This window comes from Myxococcus sp. RHSTA-1-4, from assembly GCF_020037125.1.
Classification (GTDB): Bacteria; Myxococcota; Myxococcia; order Myxococcales; family Myxococcaceae; genus Myxococcus.
Map to the genome: position 1 here is coordinate 97,781 of NZ_JAIQDG010000027.1, position 24,300 is coordinate 122,080.

20 protein-coding genes are annotated in these 24,300 nt (G+C 72.4%); 15 read left to right on the plus strand and 5 right to left on the minus strand.

Features of this window, described 5'->3' with window-relative positions; all coding sequences use genetic code 11:
- Nucleotides 1-148: 148 nt before the first annotated feature.
- From K8638_RS31160 to K8638_RS31185, 6 genes are all read left to right on the plus strand, one after another.
- Nucleotides 149-580, plus strand: a complete 432-nt coding sequence (locus tag K8638_RS31160; protein ID WP_223758312.1) for a CBS domain-containing protein — start codon at nucleotides 149-151, stop codon at nucleotides 578-580.
- A 108-nt stretch (nucleotides 581-688) separates the two neighbouring features.
- Nucleotides 689-2,101, plus strand: a complete 1,413-nt coding sequence (locus K8638_RS31165; RefSeq protein ID WP_223758313.1) for an SLC13 family permease — start codon at nucleotides 689-691, stop codon at nucleotides 2,099-2,101.
- A 119-nt stretch (nucleotides 2,102-2,220) separates the two neighbouring features.
- Entirely contained in the window at nucleotides 2,221-2,703 is a 483-nt protein-coding gene (locus K8638_RS31170; protein ID WP_223758314.1) for an OsmC family protein, read from the plus strand.
- Complete coding sequence (locus K8638_RS31175) at nucleotides 2,694-4,112, plus strand: sigma-54 dependent transcriptional regulator (protein ID WP_223758315.1); 1,419 nt, start codon at nucleotides 2,694-2,696, stop codon at nucleotides 4,110-4,112. The genes K8638_RS31170 and K8638_RS31175 overlap by 10 nt, the downstream gene beginning before the upstream one ends.
- Nucleotides 4,113-4,216: 104 nt before the next feature.
- A complete protein-coding gene (locus tag K8638_RS31180) occupies nucleotides 4,217-4,609 on the plus strand; it encodes a BlaI/MecI/CopY family transcriptional regulator (protein ID WP_169348348.1) in 393 nt (130 codons plus the stop codon).
- Nucleotides 4,609-6,510: a M56 family metallopeptidase gene (locus K8638_RS31185; RefSeq protein ID WP_223758316.1), complete on the plus strand. Its 1,902-nt coding sequence runs from the start codon at nucleotides 4,609-4,611 to the stop codon at nucleotides 6,508-6,510. Before K8638_RS31180 ends, K8638_RS31185 begins: the two co-directional genes overlap by 1 nt.
- 31 nt (nucleotides 6,511-6,541) lie before the next feature.
- On the opposite strand, the gene K8638_RS31190 is transcribed toward K8638_RS31185, so the two are convergent.
- From K8638_RS31190 to K8638_RS31210, 5 genes are all read right to left on the minus strand, one after another.
- Nucleotides 6,542-7,651, minus strand: coding sequence for a sensor histidine kinase (locus tag K8638_RS31190; protein WP_223758317.1), 1,110 nt, complete (start codon nucleotides 7,649-7,651; stop codon nucleotides 6,542-6,544).
- Nucleotides 7,648-8,361: a response regulator gene (locus K8638_RS31195; RefSeq protein ID WP_223758318.1), complete on the minus strand. Its 714-nt coding sequence runs from the start codon at nucleotides 8,359-8,361 to the stop codon at nucleotides 7,648-7,650. The genes K8638_RS31190 and K8638_RS31195 overlap by 4 nt, the downstream gene beginning before the upstream one ends.
- Nucleotides 8,336-9,526: a sensor histidine kinase gene (locus tag K8638_RS31200; protein WP_223758319.1), complete on the minus strand. Its 1,191-nt coding sequence runs from the start codon at nucleotides 9,524-9,526 to the stop codon at nucleotides 8,336-8,338. Before K8638_RS31200 ends, K8638_RS31195 begins: the two co-directional genes overlap by 26 nt.
- Before the next feature lie 82 nt (nucleotides 9,527-9,608).
- Complete coding sequence (locus K8638_RS31205; protein ID WP_223758320.1) at nucleotides 9,609-10,436, minus strand: hypothetical protein; 828 nt, start codon at nucleotides 10,434-10,436, stop codon at nucleotides 9,609-9,611.
- A gap of 216 nt (nucleotides 10,437-10,652) precedes the next feature.
- Nucleotides 10,653-11,834, minus strand: coding sequence for an SRPBCC family protein (locus K8638_RS31210; RefSeq protein ID WP_223758321.1), 1,182 nt, complete (start codon nucleotides 11,832-11,834; stop codon nucleotides 10,653-10,655).
- Between the two features lie 219 nt (nucleotides 11,835-12,053).
- On the opposite strand from K8638_RS31210, the gene K8638_RS31215 reads away from it, so the two are divergent.
- The 9 genes from K8638_RS31215 (at nucleotide 12,054) to K8638_RS31255 (ending at nucleotide 24,262) form a co-directional block, all read left to right on the plus strand.
- The gene (locus K8638_RS31215; RefSeq protein WP_223758322.1) at nucleotides 12,054-12,737 is read left to right on the plus strand and encodes a phosphoribosyltransferase; all 684 of its coding nucleotides are present in this window, start codon (nucleotides 12,054-12,056) and stop codon (nucleotides 12,735-12,737) included.
- Between the two features lie 179 nt (nucleotides 12,738-12,916).
- Nucleotides 12,917-13,690 carry a hypothetical protein gene (locus tag K8638_RS31220; protein WP_223758323.1) on the plus strand — a complete coding sequence of 258 codons (774 nt, stop codon included), beginning with the start codon at nucleotides 12,917-12,919 and terminating at the stop codon, nucleotides 13,688-13,690.
- Between the two features lie 167 nt (nucleotides 13,691-13,857).
- A complete protein-coding gene (locus K8638_RS31225; RefSeq protein ID WP_223758324.1) occupies nucleotides 13,858-15,981 on the plus strand; it encodes a PAS domain-containing protein in 2,124 nt (707 codons plus the stop codon).
- Complete coding sequence (locus K8638_RS31230; RefSeq protein ID WP_223758325.1) at nucleotides 15,978-17,339, plus strand: sigma-54 dependent transcriptional regulator; 1,362 nt, start codon at nucleotides 15,978-15,980, stop codon at nucleotides 17,337-17,339. Before K8638_RS31225 ends, K8638_RS31230 begins: the two co-directional genes overlap by 4 nt.
- A gap of 96 nt (nucleotides 17,340-17,435) precedes the next feature.
- The gene (locus K8638_RS31235; RefSeq protein ID WP_223758326.1) at nucleotides 17,436-17,813 is read left to right on the plus strand and encodes a response regulator; all 378 of its coding nucleotides are present in this window, start codon (nucleotides 17,436-17,438) and stop codon (nucleotides 17,811-17,813) included.
- A gap of 4 nt (nucleotides 17,814-17,817) precedes the next feature.
- A complete protein-coding gene (locus K8638_RS31240) occupies nucleotides 17,818-19,767 on the plus strand; it encodes an OmpA family protein (RefSeq protein WP_223758327.1) in 1,950 nt (649 codons plus the stop codon).
- Nucleotides 19,764-20,933: a FecR domain-containing protein gene (locus K8638_RS44985; protein ID WP_370644151.1), complete on the plus strand. Its 1,170-nt coding sequence runs from the start codon at nucleotides 19,764-19,766 to the stop codon at nucleotides 20,931-20,933. Before K8638_RS31240 ends, K8638_RS44985 begins: the two co-directional genes overlap by 4 nt.
- Before the next feature lie 10 nt (nucleotides 20,934-20,943).
- Nucleotides 20,944-22,359 carry a CHASE2 domain-containing protein gene (locus K8638_RS31250; RefSeq protein WP_223758328.1) on the plus strand — a complete coding sequence of 472 codons (1,416 nt, stop codon included), beginning with the start codon at nucleotides 20,944-20,946 and terminating at the stop codon, nucleotides 22,357-22,359.
- Nucleotides 22,360-22,462: 103 nt separating this feature from the next.
- Nucleotides 22,463-24,262 (plus strand): diguanylate cyclase domain-containing protein, encoded by a 1,800-nt coding sequence (locus K8638_RS31255; protein ID WP_223758329.1) that lies wholly within the window; start codon nucleotides 22,463-22,465, stop codon nucleotides 24,260-24,262.
- Nucleotides 24,263-24,300 lie beyond the last annotated feature (38 nt).

The following is a 24,300-nucleotide window of genomic DNA, read 5'->3' on the forward strand; positions in this document are numbered from 1 at the left end:
CGCGCAAACGCTGCGGAGGGCATCTAGGAGACGCAAAGCTTGCGTCCTCCAGGAACTGGAAACACTGTTTCCCAGGAGCAGCGCTCTGCTGGCCCCGGACCTGCAAAGCAAGTGGCCCGACAGAGGACGCATCACCCCGGAGAGCCCGATGCAGATCGTTGGTGAGCTGATGACCCGCGACGTGGTCACCCTCAAGGAGACCCAGAACCTGGCCAAGGCGGACGAGCTGCTCCGCCTCCATCGCATCCGGCATCTCCCCGTGCTGCGGCAGGGCAAGCTGGTGGGGCTCATCACCCACCGGGACCTCCTGAGGGCCGCCGCCGTGCACGCCACCGACCCGGCGGCGCAGCCGCTGTGGGCCGCCGACATCATGACTCGGGACGTGACGACGGTCCGCCCGGAGACGCCGCTGAAGGAGGCGGTGGATTCGATGCTCAAGCACAAGTACGGCTGCCTGCCCGTGGTGGACGCGAGCGGCACCCTGGTTGGCATCGTCACGGAGGCGGACCTGGTGCGGTACGCGCAGCACCTCATCGCGGAGCGCGACCGGCACGAGCTGGCGGCCGAGTTCGGCGCCTGAGTCTTCCCCCCGGCCCGCGTGCGGCATGACGCGGGCGCGCCCTGTCTTCCCGCCCTTGCCGACGCCCGCCCCCTCCGGAGGGGGCGCCTCCTCGACGTGTAAGGCCTCATGACTCCCTCCCCTCCCGTACCGCTGCGCGCCACCGAGGCGCGGGGCTCCCCGAGCGTCTCGCCGCCCGCCGAGGCCTCTTCGCGCCGGCAATGGCTGCGCCCCGCGCTGGCGGTGGCCGGCGTCGCCCTGGTCGCACTGGTGGCTGGCTTCGGGGTGGAGGGGCCTGTCGCCTCGCGCACGGTGCTGATTGGTGGCGTGTGCCTGGTGCTGTGGCTCACGGAGGTGGTGCCGCCGTTCGTCCCCACCCTGCTGCTGATGGGGGCCACGCCCACGCTGATGGCGTCACTGGACACGGCCTACCGGCTGCCCGCGGTGATGGCGTGGAGCTCGGACCCGGTGTTGCTCCTCTTCCTGGGCGGCTTCACGCTGGAGGTGGCGGCCCGGCGGCATGGCCTGGACTTCACGGTGGCCCAGCACGTGGTGCGGCTGTCTCGCGGACGGCCCCGGCTGCTGCTCCTGCTGGTGATGGGCGGCGTGGCGTTCCTCTCCATGTGGATGTCCAACGTGGCCGCGGCGGCGATGATGCTCGCGGCGCTGCGGCCCATCCTCCAGGCGACGCCGGCGGGGGCGCCGCTGCGGCCCGCGCTGCTCCTGAGCGTGGCCCTGGGCGCCAACTTCGGCGGCATGGGCACGCCGGTGGGCAGCGGCCCCAACGCCCTCGCGGTGTCCGCCGCCAGCGCGTACTCGCAGGTCACCTTCGCGAAGTGGATGGCGCTGGCGCTGCCCCTCACGGCGCTGATGCTGCTGCTGGGCTTCGGGCTGGTGCTGCTGCGCTTCCGCGTGGGCGGCCGGCTGGAGTTGCCCGCCCAGGAGCTCCGGCCGCTCAGCCGCGCCGGGCGCCGGGTGCTCGCGGTGAGCGCGGCCTGCGCGGCGGCGTGGCTGGCCGAGCCGCTGCACGGCGTCCCGGCGCCGGTGGTGGCGCTGGGGGCCATCATCATCCTCTTCGGCAGCGGGCTGCTGAAGCGCGAGGACCTGGGGAAGCTGGACTGGTCCACCCTGCTGCTCATCGCCGGGGGCATCTCCCTGGGCCGGTTGATGGAGCACTCCGGACTGGTGGCGCGCGCGCTGGCCGGAGCGGACTTCAGCGGCTGGCCGGTGACGGCGCAGCTCGGGTTGCTGGTGGTGGTGGCGGCGGTGCTGTCCGCGGTGATGAGCAACACCGGCACCGCGGCGCTCCTCATCCCCCTGTCCATGCAGCTCCACCCGGCCGCCTCCACGCCCATCCTCGTCGCGCTGGGGTGCTCGTTCGGCATCCCCTTCGTCATCAGCACCCCGCCCAACGCCATGGCCGCGGGCGAGGGGCTGGACTCGTCCGAGATGTTGCGGCTTGGAATCCCGCTCATGGTGGCCGGCTGCCTGCTGGTCAGCCTCACCGGGCCCGCCATCCTTCGCATGTTCGGGCTACCATGATGTTTCCTGATTGGCGGCAGCTGTCCCCGGGGGCAGGGAGCGGGTCGGGGAAGAAGCACCGGCGCGGCACAGGGGTTGAAAGGGCGTTGCCTGCGCAGGGAATGGCAGGAGGCAGGCCCATGACGTCCGTGACCATTACCGAGTACGAGACGCGGCTCTTCTGGCAGGGCGCGCGCGGCGCCGTCCTGACGACGGACCAGGCGCCTCCTGTCCCCATCGGCTGCCCGCTGGTCGAGCCGGAGAAGGGCAACGAGGGCCGGTGGGCCCCCGAGTCCCTGCTGGTGGGCGCGGTGGAGGGCCGCACGCTGCTGGCCTTCCTGGACCGGGCGCGCGACGCGGCCGTGCCGGTGCTGTTCTACCAGAGCAGCGCGGTGGCCCGGGTGGTGGGTGCCCCCGACCAGCCGCCCCACCTGACGGACCTCATCGTCCGCCCCCATGTCGCCGTCTCCAGCGAGGCGGACGCGGAAGAAGTCCGCCGCATCTTCGCCGAGCTGCCCGCTCACTGCTTTCCCAGCTCCATCATCCAGCTCACCCCGCGCATCGAACCCGTGGTGGAGACCTGGAACGTCCATTCACACCCCGAGAGCCCTCCATGTCCCTGAAGCGCATCCTGGTCGTCGACGATGAGGACAATGCCCGCCGGGCGATTGCCACCATCCTCCAAGAGGAGGGCTACGAGGTGGCCCAGGCCGCCAACGGCGCCGAGGCCCTGACGCGCATCGCCGAATTCTCCCCCGCGGTGGTGCTCACCGACGTGCGCATGCCGCAGATGGACGGGCTCACCCTGCTGAAGACGGCGCGCGAGCAGGGCAGCGACGCCACCTTCGTGATGATGACGGCGTTCGCCAGCGTGGAGACCGCCGTGGAGGCCATGAAGTCCGGGGCCGACAACTTCCTGCTCAAGCCGCTGGACGCGGAGCAGGTGCTGGTCATCCTCGCCAAGGCGCTGGAGAAGCGCAGCCTGCGCGAGGAGGCGGAGGCGCTGCGCGACCAGGTCCGCTCGCGCGTCAAGCGCTTCCACGACATCATCGGCGAGTCGCCGCCGCTGCAGGGCATCTACGACGTCGTCCGCCGCGCCGCGGGCACGCGCGCCACGGTGCTCATCCTGGGCGAGTCCGGTACGGGCAAGGAGCTCATCGCCCAGGCGCTGCACCAGGAGTCACCGCGCAAGGACAAGCCCTTCATCCGGGTGCACTGCGCGGCGCTGTCGGAGAACCTGCTGGAGAGCGAGCTGTTCGGCCACGAGAAGGGCTCCTTCACGGGCGCGGTGGCCCGGAAGGAGGGCCGGTTCGAGATGGCCGACGGGGGCACGCTCTTCCTGGACGAGATTGGAGAGATTTCCGCGGCGGTGCAGGTGAAGCTGCTGCGCGTGCTGCAGCAGCGCGAGTTCGAGCGCGTGGGCGGGACGCAGACGCTGAAGGTGGACGTGCGCATCGTCGCGGCCACGCACAGGGATCTGGTGGCGGAGGTGAAGGCGGGCCGGTTCCGCGAGGACCTCTACTACCGCCTCAACGTGGTGAGCGTGACGCTGCCGCCGCTGCGCGAGCGCAAGAGCGACATCCCCGCGCTGGTGAACCACTTCCTGGAGAAGTACAGCGATTCGTACGGCAAGGAGGTGCGCGGGCTGGCGCCGGGCACGCTCCAGGCGCTGCTCTCCCACGACTGGCCGGGCAACATCCGCGAGCTGGAGAACGCGATTGAGCGCGCGGTGGTGCTGGCGCAGGGCAGCGAGCTGACCACCGACGACCTGCCCCCCGTGCTGCGTGGACCCCGGCCCAACGGTACGTCCGCGGGCGCGCTCATCCCCGGCGCCACGCTGGCGGCCATCGAGCGCGAGGCCATCCTCCGCACGCTGGAGATGGTGCAGGGCTCCACGTCCCGCGCGGCGGAGGTGCTCGGCATCAGCGTGCGGAAGATTCAGTACCGCCTCAAGGAGTACGCCGCGCAGAACGGCGGCGCGGCCCTGAAGGCCGTCCCCGACGAGGAAGAGGACCTGGCCGCGGAGTCGTAGTCCCGGAGCGGAGTTGACGTGGTGCGGCGGCGGCGGGGGTCCGCCCGCCGACATCTACGACGCTCGTCGTTGACACTTACGACGTGCGTCGTAATACTCCTGGTATGACTCCCGCCCTGCCACAGCCCACTCGTGCCGAGCTCGCCATCCTGCGAGTCCTCTGGAAGCTGGGACCCTGCACGGTACGTCAGGTCCACGAGTCGCTCCGGGACACCCAGGACAAGGACACCGGCTACACCACCGTCCTCAAGCTCCTCCAGAACATGACGGAGAAGGGGCTCGTCCAGCGCGACGAGAGCGAGCGCACCCACGTCTACGAGGCCGCCCTCAGCGAGAAGCGCACCCAGCGCGACCTGCTCCGCGACCTGATGGACCGGGCCTTCGGAGGCTCGGCCACCACCCTCGTGGCCCAGGCCCTCTCCATGAAGCGGGCGTCCGCCGAGGAGCTGGCGGAGATCCGGAAGCTGCTGGACGAGCACGAGAAGCGGGGGAAGTAATGGACGCACTGCATATGCTGTCGCAGCAGCCCATGTTCCTCGCCCTGGAGCAGGCCCTGCTCGGGTTCCTCTGGCAGGGCGCCGCCGTGGCCCTCGTCGTCGCCGGGCTGCTGGCGTTGATTCCCCAACACGCCGCCCGCGCCCGCTACGCCACGGCCTGCCTCGGCCTGCTCGCCATGGCCGTGCTCCCGGTGGTCACCTTCTTCTCCGTCCTGGCCGAGGCCTCCCGCCTCGTCTTCTCGGAGACCATCACCGTCGCCGGCCTGCCCACCGCGGTGACTCCGGACGCCACCCTCACGGTGACGGCCGTGTCCGCGCTCCCGGGTGACGCGTCCTGGCTGGAGGTGCTGCGGCCGTGGCTGCTGCCGGCCTGGTGCTGCGGTGTGCTGCTGCTGTCCGCCCGCACCCTGCTGGCCTGGGCCATGACTCAGCGCCTGTCCCGCCAGTGCACCCTCGAGCCCGAGGCCCCCTGGCGTGACGCCCTCCAGAAGGCCCTGTCTCGCATGCGCATGGCCGGCCCCGTCCGCCTGCTGGCCTCCGCCAGCATCGACGTGCCCATGGTCATCGGCCTGTGGCGGCCCCTCATCCTCGTGCCCGCCGTCGCCATGACGGGCCTGTCCCCCGTCCAGCTCGAGGCCATTCTCGCCCATGAGCTGGCCCACATCCGCCGCCACGACTACCTCGTCAACCTCCTCCAGTCCCTCGTCGAAACCCTCCTCTTCTACCACCCGGCCGTCTGGTGGCTGTCCCACCGCATCCGCGAGGAGCGCGAGCACTGCGCTGATGATCTGGCCGTCCAGTGCTGCGGTGACGCCTACCTCTACGCGCGCGCCCTGGCCCACATCGAGCAGCTGCGCCTCGCTCCCTCGCCCCAGCCCGCCCTCGGCGCCTCCGGTGGCTCGCTGCTGACGCGCGTGCGCCGCCTGCTCGCCGCCTCCGAGGCCGCCGCTCCACGCAGGCCCTGGCGCCTCGCCAGCGGGCTCGGCGGCGCGGTGCTCGCTGTGGTGCTCGGCACCTCGCAGGTGCCGGAGACGGCGCTCGCCGAGCCGGCTCCCGCCCCCACGCCGGCGGATGTGGTGGCCCTCCCCCTCGAGGTGTCCGCCCCGTCACATGACGCCCCGGAGCCTCGCCCGCTGGTGGCACCCGCCTCGTTCGTGTCCCCGCCGGACGCCTCCGCGCCGGTTCGCACCACGCGTCCGGTCATCCGGGTGGCCCAGAAGGTGGAGCGCCCGTCCGTCGTGAGGGTCCGCGCCCCGCGCCGCGCCCCGCTGCTCATCCCGGACACGCAGTCCATCGCCCGGACGGAGCTGCCGCGCGTCCCCTACTCGCTGGACGCCGAGCCCCCCGCTCCAGTGGAGGCCGCCGCGCCGGTGGCGGAAGAGGCGGCTCCCGCCGAGGCCGTCGCGGCCGCCCCCACTCCCCCGCCCGAGCCCGCCCCGCCCGCGGTGCTCGAGCTGGGGCCCGGCATCACCCCGCCCCGGTTCATCTCCGGGGAGCGGCTGCACTACCGCGACCTCACGTATGGCCTCCGGCGCGCGCTGGCCTCCTTCCCCAAGGGGGCGGTGATCGCCCGCTGCACCATCACCACCGAGGGCAGCGTCACCGACTGCAAGCCCATCCAGGGGCTGCGCGGACTGGAGGAGACGGTCATCCGCACCATCTCCACCTGGCGCTACGAGCCCGCGATGCTCGCCGGCAAGCCCGTGGCGGTGCACTACGTGTTCGACATCTGGTTCAGCAACGAGCCCGGTGGCGCTCCGGTGCAGCCTCCGGGCCGGCATCTCGCGAGCGTGGACCTCTCCCAGTACCAGAGCGGCGCCGCGGCCCAGCACTCGTGCATCGTGTGCAAGCGCTTCAGCACTGACGGCCGGGTGCTCTTCCGTTCGGGCGGCGCCTTCTGATGGGCGCCCCCTCCCCGCGCGAGGCGGGGAGTCAGCGCGTCGCCACGGGGAGCTGGAGGATGAAGCGGGCCCCGCCGCCGGGGGCCGTGCCCACCTCCAGCGTGCCGCCATGCTGGGTGACGATGGCGTGGACGATGGAAAGCCCCAGCCCCGAGCCCTGGGCCTTCGTGGTGAAGAAGGGCTCGAAGATGCGGTCTCGGACTTCCGGGGGGATTCCCGGGCCGGCGTCATCCACCATGAGCCACACGCGAGAGCCCTCGTGCCCCGCGGACACCGTCACCTTGCCGCCCGCCGGAGTGGCTTCCAGCGCGTTGAGGCACAGGTTGATGAGCACCTGCCGCAGCCGCTCCTCCTCACCCGCCACCGGGGGGATGGCTCCCTCCACGAAGGTCTTCTCCAGCATCACCCTGCGCGCGTCGGCCTGACCGCTCAGCAGGTCCACCACCCGCCGCAGCAGCTCCCTCACGTCCACCGCGCCCGGGCGGAACTCGCGTGGCCGCGCGAACTGGAGGAAGTCCTCCAGGATGTGGTCCAGCCGCCGAATCTCGTCGCGCACCAGCAGCAGCGGCTCCAGCAGCGGCTCCTGCTGCGTGTCCGGCAGCCTCCGCACCCGCCGCTCCAGCACGGAGAGCTGCAGCGCCGCCGCGTTCAGCGGGTTGCGGATTTCGTGGGACAGGCCCGCCGTCATCGTCCCCACGGCCGCCAGCTTCTCCGTCATCTGCGCGCGCCGCGCCAGCTCGCGCTTCTCCCCGTGCAGCCGCACCTGGCGCATGGCCTGCTCCAGCGTCAGCAGCAGCTCCTGCGGGGCGCAGGGCTTCATGAGGTAGGCGCACGCGCCCGCCCGCACCGCGGCCACCGCCGTCTCCAGCGTGGCGAAGCCCGTCAGCAGCACCACCTCCGAGTCGGGGCTGCCATTCTTCAGCTCCGCCGCCAGCGCGGTGCCGTCTCCGTCCGGCAGGCGCAGGTCCACCAGCGCCACGTCGAAGCCTTCCCTCGCGCGCTCACGGGCGGCCCGGCAGCTCGTGGCGCCGCGCACCGCGTACCCCGCGTCTCCCAGCAGCTCCTGCAGGTTGTCGAGGAAGGCCGCGTTGTCATCCACCACGAGGACGGTGGGCAGGGACTTGGGGGTGGGCTCGCTCATGAGACGCGGGCGGGGCGCGCGGCGTACGCCGTCTCCAGCGCGTGCACCAGCGCGCGGGTGTCGAAGGGCTTGGAGAAGACGCCCGAGGCGCCCTCCGTCGGGACCGCGTCCGGGAAGGCGGTGATGATGAAGGTGGACAGGTTCGGGTAGCGCGCGCGCAGCCGCCGCAGCGCCTCGCCGTCCGGGCCTCCGGGCACCCGCAGGTCCACCAGCGCGGCGAAGGGCTCCACGCAGGAGATGCGGTCCGTGTCCAGCACCGAGCACGCCGTCACGCACGAGAAGCCCTTCGCGCGCAGCACCTCGGTGAGGTTGTCGCTCAGCGCCGGGTCGTCCTCCACCAGCACCACCAGCCCGTCGCGGCGGGCCCCGGACAGCAGCCCCACCAGCGTGGGAATGGGCACCGGCTTGGGCAGCACCGCGAGCAGGCCCTCGCGGCGCGCCGTCTCCAGGTCGTCCTCGCGGGGATAGGCGGTGATGACCACCGCGGCCAGCCCCGGGTCCACCCGGCGCAGGTGGTGCACCGCGTCCGCGCCGCTCATGCCCGGCATGCGCATGTCGGTCAGCAGCGCGTCGAAGCGCGTGGTGCGCGCCAGCCGCAGGGCCTCGTCACCGCTGGTGACGACGGTGGCCTGGTCGCCCTCGTCGCGGAGGATTTCCGCCAGGTTCTCCGCGAAGGCTCGGTTGTCATCCAGCAGAAGGTACCGACGCATGGGCGTCCTCCGCGGGCATGAGGGGAAGACGGAGCACGAAGCGGGCTCCAGCACCGGGCCGGGGAGCATAGACGATGCTCCCACCATGGCGCTCCAGAATCCGCCGGACGAGCGGCAGGCCGAGCCCGATGCCGCGCGCCTTCGTGGTCATCAGCGGCTCGAAGAGGCGGCGGCGGATGGCGTCGCTCACGCCGGGCCCCGAGTCCTCCAGCACCAGCTCCGCGACGCCCGGCTGGGGCGTGGTCGCCGACAGCGACACCGTACCGCCCGACTCCTCCAGCGCCTGCACCGCGTTCTCCAGCAGGTTGACGAACACCTGACGGAGCTGGCCCGCGTCGCCCTGGACCGGAGGAAGCGAGGGCAGCCCCTCCGCGCTCACCGTCACCGACTCGGGCCGGTGCACGGCCTTGAGGGCCTCCTGCCAGACCTCGTCCAGCCACACCTCCTGCCGCTGCAGGGGGCGGTCCCGAATCATGTCCAGCAGGTCGGAGACGATGCGGTTGGCGATGCCCACCTGCTCGCCGATGCGATCCAGGTGCTTGGAGGTGCGCTCGTCCACGGCCGCGGAGCGGCCCCTGAGGATGTAGAGCGACGTCTCGATGACGCCCAGCGGGTTGCGCAGCTCATGGCCGATGGAGCCCACGAGCTGGCCGAAGGTGGACAGCCGCTCGCTGCGCGCCTGCTGCGCCAGCAGGTCCTCGCGGTAGGTGTGGAGCATGATGGCCAGCTCCAGGTCGAGAATCTTCCCCAGCGCGACGCGCGTGGCCCGCAGCATCTCCGGCTGGTCCAGCCAGGCCGCGTCGATGACGGCGTTGAGCTCCTGCCGCAGGATGTTCATCGCGCCGAACATGTAGTGCTGCGGCAGTGAGATGCGCACGTGCATGCGCCCGATGCGGCAGCGCAGGTCGTAGTAGTCCTCGTCCCAGGGGCCGTGCAGGAGCTGGCCCATCCATGCTTCCAGCGTGCCGCGGAGATGGCCGACCTGGCTCTCGCCGCCCGCGAGCGCCTGCCGCGCACCCTCGTGCTCCAGGATGCGGTCGTAGAAGACGCGGGCGATGCGGGGGAAGTGGGGTTTCGCGAGGGCATGCAGGGCGACGAGGGCCTGCGCGTCCCCCTCGTCGAAGCCCACGTACCTCTTCAGTTCCTCGAACAGGGTTTCCGCCATGATTGATTGGGGTGGGAGCCTAGCCAGGAAGAACGCACGACCGCAGGTGAATCCTCCTGGCGCCTGTCCTTCTTCCAGCTTTTCAGCCTGCTTCGGCTGATGGGGCCCATGGGAGGGCCTCCACGGCGCAGCCCGCCCTGCGGGCAAGCTCCATCAGCAGCAGCTCCCGCTGGACGCGCAGGTCGAGCTGCCGCCGCTGCTGGTGCTTGAGGAAGTGGAGTCCGTGGACCACCTCCATCATCGTCGCCTCTCCCGCGCCCAGGCCCAGGATGACGGCGCCCAGGGCCTCCTCGGCCACCGGCAGGAGCTGGTCCTCCAGCGCGCCCAGCCTCCGGTCCAGCGCCGTCAGCTCCGTCACCAGCCGGTCCACCTCCGGAGGCAGCGCCGCGGCGCGGCCCGTGCGCGCGAAGACGAGGCCCGCCAGCGCCTCGCGGTCCAGCTCCCCGTCCCGGCTCCAGGGCGGGGCGCGCTCCCCTTGGAGCACCTGGAGGTCCGGGTCCAGCTTCCCCAGCCTCGCCAGAAGCTCCGCGCGCGCGTCCGCCAGCAGCTGAATCTCCCCATCCGCGGCCAGGGCCTCCGCCTCCAGCATCACCCGCTCGTGCGCGAACACGGCCTCCGGGGGCGAGTCGGCGGAGAGCAGGATGAGCCGCTCCAGGAACTCGCGCACGCCCTCTTCAATGGCACGAGCCTCGCCGTTGTGGCGCAGCCAGAGCCGCACGCGCGCCGCGTCCCTCCCCGGCGACTCCAGGAAGCGCGCCAGCGACAGCTCCGGCGCGCGCGGGGCCTCCTTCGCGGCGGCCGGGCGCTTGGGGGCCATGAGGGGGGAGCCCGGCTCCAGCCCGCTCGCCTGCCCCGTACCGGCGGCGAGGAGCAGGCACAGGCACATCGGTATCACGTCGCGCATGGCCATGAAGGCTCCCATCGCCGGCACCGGGGAGGTCCGGCATCTCCGGGTTGAGCAAGCCCCGCGCCACGGGCTTCTCGCTGGAGAGCCGGGATTCCGGACGCAGGAATTGCGCGCGGAGGGGGCTCGCGGGAGGGGCGCGCAGAATCTGCGCCGGGAGCTGTTCAGACAGGCGGGAGGAGTCCGCCCCCGCTCATCGGGGCTGAGCGGGGGCACGGCGTGTCAGTGCATCGTCGTCGGGGACGTGCGCCCGGGCGCGAGCTGCTCGCGTGTCACCGTCTCATGGCCGGTGGCCTTGCCGCGCTCCAGCAGGGACTTGAAGCGCAGCAGGTCGTCATCCATCTGCTTCTTCGGGTCGGCGCCCAGCAGCTTCGCGAAGGCGTGGCCGATGGCGCCAGCGGGTGGGTTGTACGAGAGGCGGATGTCCACCCGCGTCCCGCCGCCCGGCGTGGGCTCGAAGTGGATGATGCCCGAGTTCTTCACCATCGTGCCCTTCACGCTCCGCCATGCGAGCACCTGGTTGGGGATGCGCTTGGTGATGATGGCGTCCCATTCGAAGTGCGTGCCCGCGGGGCCCTGCACCCTCCAGTGAGAGCGCTCGTCGTCGCTCACGCGGACCTCGTCCACGTGGGTCATGAAGCGCGGGAAGTTCTGCATCGCGCTCCAGAAGGCGAACACCTCCTCCACCGGCGCATTCACGGTGATGTCCTTCTGGAGCGTGATGGCGCGCGTGCCGGCGCCCACGCCCGTGAGGCGCTTCGCGTCCAGGTTGGTGAGGGCCCGGATGCCGAGCACCAGTCCACCGAGGCCGGCCAGCGTGCCGATGAGGCCCCGCTGCCAGAAGCCCCACCCCGTCAGCGTCAGCCCTCCCAGCGTGCCGAACAGGCGCGCCGTGGGAGACCAGTGGTTCTGGATGAAGGGCCACGCCTCACCGAGCCGCGCCACTCCGCCTTGCAGGTCCGGATGGGTTCCGGGCTCCGGGTATGGGTTCAGCCGGTTGTCCACGCCCCGGACGCCGCGCACCCGGCCGATGCGCGGCACCACGCGCTTCAACTCGTGGAGCAGGATGGCGCCCTCCAGCACCACCGTGCCGTCCCGCGCGGAGACGTGGACCGCACCGGGGTGCGAGCACACACGGCCCAGCGCCGAGCGCACGCGTTCCTCCAGTGTCACGTCATCCACCGGACGAGAGCGCAGCTTGCGGAAGGACTCGAAGAAAACGCCGCGGGTGCGGTGGGACAGGTCTCTCGCCACGATGCCCACCGCGCCGCTGGCTTCATGCGCGGCGTGAACGGCCCGGCCCTGCAGGTGTGCCCTCCGCCAACGTCCACTGCGGGGGTCCGCCCAGTACATCAGCCCCGCCCCCATCCCCACTCCGCCGATTCCCCACCAGGCAGCCTTCATTGCGTGTCTCCTGTGTCTTGGCGTTCCTTCCACGGAACGTGAAGGCGCTGGTTGCGCGGTGCAGCAACCAGGAAGGGTGCCCCCGCCCATGTCATGTCGGAATGCCCGGAGCCCGGGCGGACGGGCAGGCGTTCGCGAGCCGCCCTCGTGGAACGGGGGACGAGAGGTGTCCATTTTCATTCGAGAGGAGTGTCCCGAACGGGGCGCGAGGAGCGGAACATGCGAGGGCCCGAGTTCCTGGACCGTTACGAGGGAGGCCTCGTGCTCGCGGGCCTCTTGCGGGCCTACGCGCACCAGCCGGACACCGTGGTGCTGGCGCTGCCGAGGGGCGGCGTGCCCGTGGCCTATGAAGTCGCGAGGAAGATGGGCGTGCCGCTGGACGTGTTCCTGGTGCGCAAGCTGGGGGCGCCCCGGCACGAGGAACTGGCGATGGGGGCCATCGCTTCCGGCGGGGTGCGGGTCCTCAACCGCGAGGTGCTGGATGAGCTGAACATCTCGGAGGCGCAGATCGACGCCGCCGCCGCGCGCGAGGGATTGGAGCTCCAGCGGCGCGAGCTCCGGTACCGGGAGGGACGGCCGCCGCCGGACGTGCGCGGGCGCACGGTCATCCTCGTGGACGATGGCCTGGCCACGGGCACCACGATGCGCGCCGCGGTGGCCGCGCTGCGCCAGCAGGAGCCCGCGCGAATCGTGGTCGCGGTGCCGGTGGGCGCGGTGGAGTCCTGTGACGACCTGGCGGACGAGGCGGACGAGGTCATCTGCGCCCGCAAGCCGGAGCCGTTCCATGCGGTGGGACTGTGGTACCGCGACTTCGCGCAAACCTCGGACGAAGAGGTGCGCGAGCTGCTGGCCCGCGAGGCCCGGGAGCGGAACGCGGGCCTGGAGCAGCCTTCCGCGGTGTGAGGGCACGGCTGTTGCCGCGGCGGGGTATGGACGACCCGGCGGAAGGGGATGCACATACAAGCGGATTGATGACGACCCACCGGGTGCCTCATCAAACTGATGAAATACGAACCTTGAGTGTGAGCTTGAAAATACATACCGTGAAGTCGTCGCAAATCGCGACACTCACGGGAGAATGAATGAAGCTGTCGAAGATGGCTTTGACTCTTGCGTTGGTGCCAGCCCTCTCTCAGGTGGCGAGTGCCGAAGCGCCCCTCGAACACGGAGCACCGGCCGAAGTCGAAATCGCGAATCAGGCGGCAATCAAGAACGAACGAGCGTTCCTCGCCTCCGCCGGTCCCGAGTGGAAGCGGATTGACGACGGAGCCTACGCCGCACGCGCCAGCAATGGCATCAGCTACACCGTGTTTCATGGCGCGGCGGGGAAGGACAGCGTGGTGCGCGACCTGTGGCGGGAGCTCGCGCAACTGGAGGCGAAGAAGCACTCGAGCATCCAGCAGGAGCGAGACGGGGCGCTCTCCAGGGAGCAGTCGATTCTCGAAAGCCTGCGTCAGCTCGAAGAGCCGGATGCCAATCTCGATGCAGGCTCCGCCTCCTATGTGTGTGTGCCCTTTGGTGCTGTGTCCACCTTCGAGGTGGGGTTCTATGGCACGTTGGTCTACGGGCGGATAACGTCGACACTGGGGTATGACGACTGGGGATTTCCGATCCCGATTGGTGCCGCCTACGCCCGCGTCGAGGCGACGGATCTCAGTACCGGGTACACCCTCAGCGCGTATAGCTACGATTGGGTGGGACAGGAGCTCTCGGTCTCGCTGAATACGAGCAATAACTGGGACTGCGGGATGAGGACGGTGCAGCGCGTGCAGGGTTGCGGCAGCTTCTATGAGGTGCGGCGCGAGGCGTCGTGCTCCTCGCTGCCCGCGTATTCAGAGGTTGTGACGCAGTATTGAGCGGAGAAGGGGGGCGTCTCTCCCTGGGCTCGATGAACCCAGGGGGAGACCTGCCGCGGAGGGCCCGTCCCCCCGCCCGGCTCCCCGCCGGGGCCTCGGTCCATGGGCCGGCCGCGAGACGACGGGCGGTGAATCTGGTCTAGGCTCCCGCGGCCCTGTCCGCCGCCATGACCGAGTCCCCCACCCGCCTCCAATTGGTGCTGGCCGTCCTCGTGGCCACGGGGCTCGCCGCGCTCGTCGCGTGGGTGGGCTCTCGCCTGGGCTCCGAGAGCCCCCTGGCCCGCGTCCTCGTCCCCACCGTGCTGGTGCTGGCCACCACCGGCGTCCTCGCCACGCTGTGGGCCCGCGCGCAGGGCCGTACCCGCCACGAGCGCGATGCCGCGCTGCGCACCGCCGGTGAGGCCAGCGCCCTGCGCGAGGCCGTCATGGACGTCACACCCGTGGGCTTCGCCTTCTTCGACCGCGACCTGCGCTACGTCCACGTCAATGCCGCGCTCGCCGCCATGAACGGCCTGCCCGCCTCCCACCACCTGGGCCACCACGTCACCGGGGTGATGCCCGAGCTGGGCAGACTGCTCGCCCCGCGTCTCCAGCGCGCCCTGGAGACGGACGCCCCCATCCAGGACACCTGCCTCCAGGTGGAGACCCCCGCCGCCCCCGGAGAGCCCCGCTTCTGGTTCGGCAGCTACTCGCGCGTGCGCGGCGCCCGCGGCGAGGTGCTGGGCGTCATCGCCGCCCTCTCCGAGCTCACCGAACGCATGCGCGCCGAGCGGAGCCTCCAGGAGCACGAGGGACGCCTGGACGTCCTCACCCGCTCGCTGCCGGACTACCTCTGGGGCGGCAAGCTGCGCGGCGGCGTGCTGCGCGACTTCTACTGCACCCCCGTCATCGAGCGCACCACCGGCTACCCCGCCTCCGCCTTCGCGCAGTCCAGCCCGGACGGCGGTCCTCCCCCTCTCTGGGCGGAGATGATCCACCCCGAGGACCGCGCCCGCTACCGCGCCGCCATCGAAGGACTGGCCCCCGGCGCCGAGGTGGAGCTGGAGCACCGCCTCATCTGCGCCGACGGCCGCGTGCGCTGGGTGCGCAGCCGCGCCGCCGCCTCCGCCCCGGACTCCCAGCGCGAGCTGCATGTGGGCTGCGTCGTCACCGACATCACCGACCGGCGCCTCGCGGATGACCTGCGCCAGCGCCTCCACGACAGCTTCCGCCGCTCCGCCCAGGAGTGGCGCCGCACCTTCGACGCCGTCGCCTCCCCGCTCCTCGTGCTCGGCGGGGACACCACCATCCATCGCCTCAACGCCGCCGCCGTCACCTTCTTCGACGGCCTGGACCCCTCCGGGCAGCCGCTGTCCACCGCGCCCCAGACGCCGCTGCGCGCCGGCATCCTGCCCCTCATCGAGGAGCTGCGCCGCACCCGCGGCACCGCCACCCGCGAGGTGACGGACCCTCAGTCGCGCCGCACCTGGGAGGTGTCCGCGGCGTGGGTGGACGAGGCCGGAGGCGAGGACTCGCGCATCATCCTCGTCGCCACCGAGGTGACACACCTGCTGGAGCTCCAGGCCAGCCTGCGCCGCAGTGAGACGATGGCCGCGATGGGCGCCATCGTCGCCGGCGTGGCCCACGAGGTGCGCAACCCCCTCTTCTCCATCTCCGCGGTGGTGGACGCGGTGGACGCCACCTTCGGCGCGCGCGCGGAGCTGCAGCCGTACCTGGAGGTGCTGCGCGGCGAGGTGAAGCGCCTCAACCACCTCACGCAGGAGCTGTTCGAGTACGGCCGGCCCACCCGCGGCGAGTGGGTGGAGGGCCCGGTGCGGCCCGTGGTGGAGGAGGCCCTGTCCGCGTGCGCGCTGAGCGGTGAGCAGGCCGGCGTGGCGGTGGTGCGCGAGCTGGCGCCGGAGCTGCCGCCGGTGCGCATGGACTCGCGGCGGCTGTTCCACGTCTTCCGCAACGTGGTGGAGAACGCCGTGCAGCACTCGCCCCGGGGCGCCACCGTGCGCGTGGCAACGCAGGCCGTGGAGGAGGCGGGCCGCGCGTGGGTGCGCTGTACCGTGCATGACGGCGGGCCGGGCTTCCGCGAGGAGGACCTGCCGCACGTCTTCGAGCCCTTCTTCAGCAAGCGCCGCGGCGGCACCGGCCTGGGCCTGTCCATCGTCCAGCGCATCCTCGAGGAGCACCAGGGCGTCATCCGCCTGCGCAACCACCCGGACGGAGGTGCGGAAGTCACCCTGTTGCTGCCCGCCGTTTCCTCGCCTCCCTCCGCTCAACCCCTAGACTCCCTGGCCTCATGACTCGCACCCGCATCCTCCTCGTGGACGACGAGCCCGGCATCCGGCTGGGCATGAGGGGCTTCCTCACCGCCCACGGGTTCGACGTGGACGAGGCCACCACCCTCGCCGAGGCGCAGGAGGCCTTCCGCACCACGCGCCCGGACGTGGCCGTGGTGGACTACCGCCTGACGGACGGCACCGCGCTGGAGCTGCTGCCGCGCCTCAAGGACATCGACGCGTCGGTGCCGCTGGTGGTGCTCACCGGCCATGGCTCCATCGAGCTGGCCGTGCAGGCCGTCAAGGAGGGCGCGGAGCAGTTCCTCACCAAGCCGGTGGAGCTGAGCGTCCTCAAGGTGGTGCTGGAGCGGCTGGTGGCGCAGCGCCGCGAGCGGCAGCGCCAGCGGGCGGACCGCTCGCGCACGGCGCGCGCCACCGTCAACCCCTTCCTGGGAAGCAGCGCCGCCATCCGCGCCCTCCAGGACCAGGCCGAGCGCGTGCTGCACAGCGACAGCCCGGTGCTCGTCACCGGCGAGACGGGCAGCGGCAAGAGCGTGCTCGCCCGCTGGCTGCACGAGGGCGGCCCCCGCGCGGAGGCGCCCTTCGTGGACCTCAACTGCGCGGCGCTTTCCAAGGAGCTGCTGGACTCGGAGCTGTTCGGCCACGAGAAGGGCGCCTTCACCGGCGCCGTCACCGCCAAGCAGGGCCTGCTGGAGGTCGCCGACCAGGGCACCCTCTTCCTGGACGAGATTGGCGACATGGACGTCGCCGTCCAGCCCAAGCTGCTCAAGGTGCTGGAGGAGAAGCGCTTCCGGCGGTTGGGCGACGTGAAGGACAGGCGCGTGGACGTGCGCCTCATCGCGGCCACCCATCAGGACCTGGGCACCGCCGCGCGTGAGAAGCGCTTCCGCAGCGACCTCTACTTCCGCATCAGCACCCTCATCCTCCACGTGCCCGCGCTGCGCGAGCGCCCCGAGGACATCCCCGTCATCGCCCGGCACTTCCTCGCGCAGATGAGGACCGAGCGGGGCCGCGGCGGCGTGGATCTCCAGCCGGACGCCGAGGCCGCCCTGGTGCGCTACCCCTGGCCCGGCAACATCCGCGAGCTGCGCAACGTGCTGGAGCGCGCCATGCTGCTGTCCGGCGGAGGCCCCCTGTCCCGGAGCGACCTGCGCTTCGAGGCCGTCGCGGACGACGCCGGCGCGGAGGAGGACCTCACCCTGGAGGAGGTGGAGCGCCGCCACATCGAGCGCGTGCTGCGCCGCGAGCATGGCCACGTGGAGCGCGCCGCCGCCCGGCTCGGCATCCCCCGCTCCTCACTTTATGAGCGGTTGAAACGTTTGGGCATCAACCGGTCCGGATTCCAGAAACCGGATCCGTAAGCTGGACAGGCAGCCGGGCCTGGGTGGCAATCCCCTGGAATTTCCTGGACCCGGGGCCATATAGACCCCTGGCCCCGGGCTTGCTGAGGGCCGCCCGTGGCCCAGAACCTCCTGATTGTCGATGACGAATCCTCCCTCTGCTGGGTGCTGGGGCAGTTCTTCACGAGCGCGGGCTACCGCGTGGACTCGGCACGGGCGCTCGATGAGGCGCTGGGGCTGATGACGACGGGCCGGTACGACCTGGTCATCAGCGACCTGCGCCTGAGCGGCACGCAGTCCGAGGAGGGGCTGCTGCTGGCGGACTTCGTGCGCCGGTTCGCGCCGGAGACGCGCGTGGTGCTACTCACGGCCTTCGCCACGCAGGAAATCACCGAGCGGGCGCGGGAGCTGGGGGTGGACCTGGTGCTGCCCAAGCCACAGCCCCTGCCTGCCCTGGCCCGGCACGTCTCCCAACTCCTCACCGCGGCGCGATGAAGACATGAACGGCAACGGCACAACGGACACGTGGGAACAGGCCCCGGAAGCCGCCGGCCCGGACGACGGCAGGGACGAGCAGGTGCCCGCCGGCGATTTCCTCGCTCCGGATGGGGACGACGGCTCCCGGGACGAGGAGGCCGTCGCCTCATTCGCGGAGCGGTTGCACGGGCGGCTGGCGGCGCTGATTGCCGGCCTGGTGATGGTGGTGGCCCTCCCCGGTGGCGTGGCCATGGCCCAGCCGGCGGCGTCCCAGGCCATCGACGTGCAGCAGTACAAGCCGGGGCCGGGCGCGTATGACGTGCTGGGCCTGCACGGCGCGCGCGTGGGTCCGCACCGGGGCTGGAACCTGGGGGTGTCGCTCAACTACGCGGACGACCCGCTCAACGTGCTGGACCCGCGCGAGGACGCGTTCGTCTACCGCATCGTCGACAGCCAGCTCACGCTGGATTTGATGGGCGCCGTCGCCCTCTTCGGCTGGCTGGAGCTGGGCGCATCGCTGCCCGTGTCCACCACGACGTCCGAGCCGGCCGGCCCCATCTCCCCGAGCTTCGCCAGCGGCGTGGAGGCCACGGGCGTGGGCGACCTGCGGCTGGTGCCCAAGGTGCGGCTGCTGTCCACCGGGGACGGCCTGCACCTGGCCTTCGTGGCGCCGGTGACGCTGCCCACCTCGGGTGGCTCGAAGTTCCTGGGCTCGGACGGCCTGACCTTCCAGCCGCGCTTCGTGGCCGAGTGGGCCGGCACGCCGGTGCGCCTGCTGGCCAACGTGGGCCTCAACCTGCGGCGCGAGGCACGACTGCGCAACCTGCGCGTGGGGAACGAGCTGACCTACGGCGTGGGCGCGGAGGTGCCGCTGACGCAGGCGCTGTCCGCGGAGGCCACGCTGGCGGGTGCGCTGGGGCTGAAGGAGACGAACACGGAGGAGCGCCCGCTGGAGGTGCTCGGCGCGCTGAAGTACCGCTTCCGGGAGGGGCTGGCCGCGCACGTGGGCGCCGGGCCGGGCCTCACGCGTGGCTACGGCACGCCGGGCTTCCGCGTGCTCGCGGGGCTGTCGTGGACCGCTGCCTCGCCCGCTTCCGCGCCCGCCGCCACTCCGGGCGCCGTGGCCTGCGCGGCGGGGCCCGAGGACTTCGACGGCTTCCAGGACGACGACGACTGCCTCGACCCGGACGATGACGCCGACGGCATCCTCGACGGCCCGGACGTGTGCCCGGGCGAGCCGGAGACGGTCAACGGCTACCAGGACGCGGATGGCTGCCCGGACACCCCGGACGCGTGGCGGCCGGTGGCCTCGAACAGCGGCCAGCCCTCCGGGGCTCCGGCGCCGCTGGCGCTGCCGCCCCCGGCCGTGGACTCGGATGGGGATGGACTGCTGGATGTCGAGGACCGGTGCCCCGGCGCGGCCGAGGACCTGGACGGCTTCGAGGACGCGGACGGCTGCCCGGAGACGGACAATGACCGTGACGGGCTGGCGGACGCGTCGGATGCGTGCCCGCTGGAGGCCGAGGTCATCAACGGCGCGAAGGACGACGACGGGTGCCCGGACAAGGGCCAGTCGCAGGTGCGGGTGGAGGGCTCGCGCATCCTCATCCTGGACAAGGTCTATTTCGCCACGGGCAAGGACATCATCCTCGACAAGTCCTTCCCGCTGCTGAAGCAGGTGGCGTCGGTGCTGAGGGCGAACCCGCAGCTCGCGCTGGTGCGGGTGGAGGGACACACGGACGACCAGGGCTCTGACACGAGCAACCTGGACCTGTCTCAGCGCCGCGCCAACAACGTGCGTGCCTTCCTGGTGAAGGAGGGCATCAGCGAGGTGCGACTGGAGGCGGTGGGCCACGGCGAGACGAAGCCGGTGGACACCAACGCAACGCCGAAGGGGCGCGAGAACAACCGCCGTGTCGAGTTCAACATCGTGAAGGTCGCCGAGCCCTCGGCGGCGGGAGGGACGCCGTGAAACGCGCTGCTCCGTGGATGATGGTGTGGGTGCTCCAGGCCACTCCCGCCCTGGCGGTGGACGCCGGGGAACCCTGTGGTGGCGTGCGCTTCGAAAGCGGACGCATCGAGACGGGCCGGCCGCTCGCCCCGAAGGGGCCGGAGACGGAGGCCTGCCTGAAGCACGTGGCCGAGGCGCTCAAGGCGAGGCCGGCCATCCGCTCGGTGACGCTGGCGGCGAGGCTGCCGGACGCGGAGCGGCTGGACGGCCAGGGACTGGCGGTGGCGAAGGCCGCGGCGGAGGTGCTGGTGGCCGCGGGCGTGCCCCGCACGCGGGTGTCGGCGGTGGCGCCTCCGGCCGTGCCGGGCGAGCCGGGCCAGCTCCAGCTCGCCTATGTCGAGCGGCCCGCGCAGCCGGTGGTGGCCCGGCTGCGAGCGGCCAGCGGCGACGTGTCCGCGGGCACGGTTCCCGCGGAGCTGCGTCCGAGGACGACGGGCGACGCGCTCTACGCGGGCGAGCTGCTGCTCACCGGAAAGGGAGCGCGCGCGGAGCTGGCGCTGGCGGACGGCAGCACGGTGCGGCTGATGGAGGACGGCATGCTGCGGCTGGGCGCCCTGGAGCTGATGGCCAACCTGCGGCGCAAGGTCCAGCTCGAGCTGCTGCGGGGCACGGTGGAGACAGTCGCTGCGCCCGGTGGCGAGGGCTCCATCTTCGAGGTGCGCACGCGCGGCGCGGTGGCCGGCGTGCGCGGCACCCAGTTCCGTGTCTCCGCGCAGGAGGACGGCATCAGCCGGCTGGAGACGCTGGAAGGCCGGGTGGGTCTCATCGCGAAGAAGGGAGACCTGGACGTCGTCGGTGGCTACGGCTCGCGGGCGATGCCGGACGGCGCCACGGAGCCGCCGCGCCCGCTGCTGGTGGCCCCGACGATGGTGGACCCGCGCGACGGCACCTTCCCGGTGGCGCCGAAGCTGACCTGGGCGGCCGTGAGCGGAGCCCGGAGGTACCGGGTGGAGGTGGCGCGCACGGCGGACTTCGGCGCGGGCGTGCGGACGTATGACGCCCGGGGCGCGGAGCTGGAGGTGCCGGACCTGGGCGAGGGCAAGTGGTTCTGGCGGGTGCTGGCGGTGGACGCTGACGGCTTCATCGGCTTCCCGTCGAAAATCTTCGCCTTCGACGTGCGGCCCTGAGTCACGCCCCATGAGCACGTCCCCCGCCGAGTCCGCCCGTCGTTCCAGCCCGCGGCGCCCCGCCGTGTTCCGGGCGCTGGGCGCGCTGGTGGGCGTGGCGCTGGCGGGGGTGACGGCGGCCACGGGCGGCGCGCCGGGCTTCCTCGAGCGTGGCCTCTATGACCAGGCCGTGAGCCGGTGGCTCCCCGAGGTGCCCCGGAGCGCGGACATGGTGCTGGTGGAGGTGGACGACCGCGCGCTGGCCACCCTCGGCGAGCGCTGGCCGCTGTCGCGCGCGACGTGGGCCCGGGCCTTTCGCGCCCTGGCGGCGCAGCGTCCGGCGGCGGTGGCCGTGGACGTCATCTTCGACCAGCCCGGACCTCGCGAGGCGTTGGAGCTGGGCGAGGACGTGCTGGAGGCCCTGCGCACCTCCGGGCTCGCGGAGCAGCCCGCGGGCGCCGCGCTGGCGGCGGACCTGGAGGCACGGCTGCACGCGCAGGACGGCGATGCCCGGCTGGCCGAGGCGCTCGCCGAGAGCGGTGGCGTCATCCTGGGCGCCGCGGCGCTGACGGAGGACATGCCGGTGATGCCGCCCCTGGAAGACGGCGCGCTGGACACGCCCCTGCCGCTGCCCGGAACCGCGCCGCGGCTCCAGGCCCGGGCGATGGCGGGCAGCATCGCCCCGCTGCGCATGGCGGCGCGGAGCAGCGGCACGCTGAACATGCTGGTGGACGGCGACGGCGTCATCCGCCGCTATCCCTACGCGGTGGGCGTGGGGGGACGGGCCTGGCCCTCGCTCGCGCTCGCCACCGCGCTGCACCTGATGCCCGAGCGGGCCGCGTCGCTGAGGGCCCTGGCGGCCACGGACCAGGGAGCTCCGCTGATGCGGCTGCCCGCGCCGGATTGGCTGCCCCGGGTGAGCCTGGCCGACGTGCTGCACGCGGACCCGGCCTCGGTGGGGCTGGACCTGGCGCTGCGCGGGAAGACGGTCTTCGTGGGTGTCACCGCGATGGGGCTGCACGGCCAGAGCACGCTGCCGGGACAGGTCGCCGTGCCCGGGGTGGAGATTCACGCCTTCGCCCTGGACAACCTCCGCTCGGAGCGGCTGCTGCGCTCCTCGGGACTCGCCGCCTGGGGGGGTGTGCTGGAGACGGCGGCGGTGCTGCTGGCCTTCGCCGTGCTGTGCAGGCGCTCCCGCTCGCTCGGCGCGGTGCTGCGGGCGGCGGTGCTGCTGAGCCTGCTGCACCTGGCGTTGGTGGGCTGGCTGGCCGCGGACCCGGGCTGGGTGCTGCCCCTGGTCCCCGCCTGGGTGGGGCTGGGACTGATGCTGGTGGTGGACTCGGTGGCGCGTGGGGAGGAGCTGGGCCAGCAGCGGAGCGCCCTCCGCCGCCTGTTCGTCCGCTATCCCCAGGGAGCCCCGGAGACGCCTCCCGGCTCCGGTCAGTGATTCCCTTGTTGTCTTGAAACTCCAGTAACACAGGAGCGGGAAGCGCCTGTCCGCTCGCCTGGAAGCGCGGGCCGTCGCGTATCCGTGGCAGCATCCCACGGACATGTCCTCGTACGCGCTCATCGCCGAGCCCGACCCCGCCCGAGCGGCGGGACTGCTCTCACTCCTCGCGGGAGAGGGACTGGAGGGTGTGATGGCGCGCGACGGTGCGGAGGCGCAGGAGTTGGTGCGCCGGCGTGGCGCGCCCTCGCTGCTCGTCACGGACCTGTCCCTGCCTCGGCTGGACGGCTTCGCGCTGCTGACGTGGCTGCGGGAGCGCTCCGACGCGGCCGGCACGCGGGTGGCGGTGGTGACGGCCTTCGACGAGCTTCGGGTCCGCGCCTGGCAGCTCAAGGACGTGCTGGGCATCGACGCGCTGCTGAGCCGCCGGGCCTCGGCGGACCTGGTGCGGGACACCGTGCGGCGGGTGCTGTCCGGCCAGCGTGCTCCCCTCCCCGCTCCGGCGGAGCCGGGGGCCGAGCAGGAGCGCCTGCGGCTGGCGCGCATCGACTCGATGCGGCTGGTGGACGAGGGGCCGCCGGAAGCGGAGCTGCAGGAGCTGGTCACCGAGGTGGCGCAGGCGTTCGGCGTGCCGGTGGCGCTGCTGTCCCTGGTGCTGGGAGACCGGCAGTGGTTCAAGGCGCACGTGGGCCTGCCGCCGTCGCTCGCGAGGGCGCGGGAGACGCCGCGGGACTGGTCCTTCTGCCACCACGTGGTGCAGGGCCACGAGTCGCTGGTGGTCCCGGACGCCGCGCGCCATCCGGTGTTCCGCGACAACCCGCTGGTGCGGGACGGAATCATCGGCAGCTACGCCGGCGCGCCGCTGGTGACGTCCACCGGTGAGGTGCTGGGCTCGCTGTGCGTCATCGACACGCGGCCGCTGGTGCTGGGCGCCGAGGACCTGGCGGCCCTGCGCGAGCTGGCCCGGCGCGTGGCGGGCGACATGGAGCAACGGGCCCGCGCCCGGCAGGGCACGCGAGGGATGGCCCGGGAAGGTGCGCGTCCGGAAACGGCGCTCACGGAGGAGTCGGCGCTGGCGCTGCTGCGAGACGCGGTGCGGGCGCTGGACGTGCCCGTGCTGCTGGTGGCGCCCGGACGCCGGCCCTTCGCGTGCAACGGGGCGCTGGCGGACCTGCTGGGCCTCCCGGCCGAGCGCATTCCGGGGCTGTCCTTCGAGGCCTTCTGTCAGCACGTGGCGGGGCTGACGGCGGACCCGGCGCTCACGCTGCGGCAGCTCGACCTGGCCTCGGAATCCTCGCGCGGATTCCACCTGACGCTGGCGCTGGAGAGTCCCCGGCCCCGCCGGCTGCGGTGGGTGGCCCGGCCCTTCCCCGTGCCCGGAGGCGTGGCGCAGTTGCTGACGCTGTCGGACGTGGGGAGCCCGGTGTCGCCCCGCGACGAGCGGGAGCGGCTGCTGCGCGTGGACGCGCTGACGGGGCTGGACACGCGGCGCGCGGGCGAGGAGCGGCTGTGGCGGGAGATTGGCCGCTGCCGGCGGGACGGCGTGCCGTGCGGCGTGCTGCTGGTGGACCTGGTGGGGCTCGGCCGGCTCAACGCGGAGCGGGGCTTCGACGCGGGAGACGCCGTGCTCCGTGGCGTGGCGCGCCGGCTGGAGGGCCTCGTCGCGCCGTCCGGCTTCGCGGTGCGCTGGGAGGGCGGAACGCTCCTGGCGGCGCTCCCCGGAGTGGACGCCGCCGGCGCGGAGGCCGTGCGCCACCGGCTCCACGGCGTGCCCGGCTCGCCGGAGGTGGTGTCCGCGGCCGTCGCGGTGGAGGGCGAAGAGGACCCACAGGGCACCCTCACGCGGGCCCAGGCGGCCCTGGCGCGGGAGAAGGCCGGATACCGGGCGGCGCGACTGGGGTGAGGCCGTGCAAGAATGGGGCGCTTCCGCACGCCGCGCGG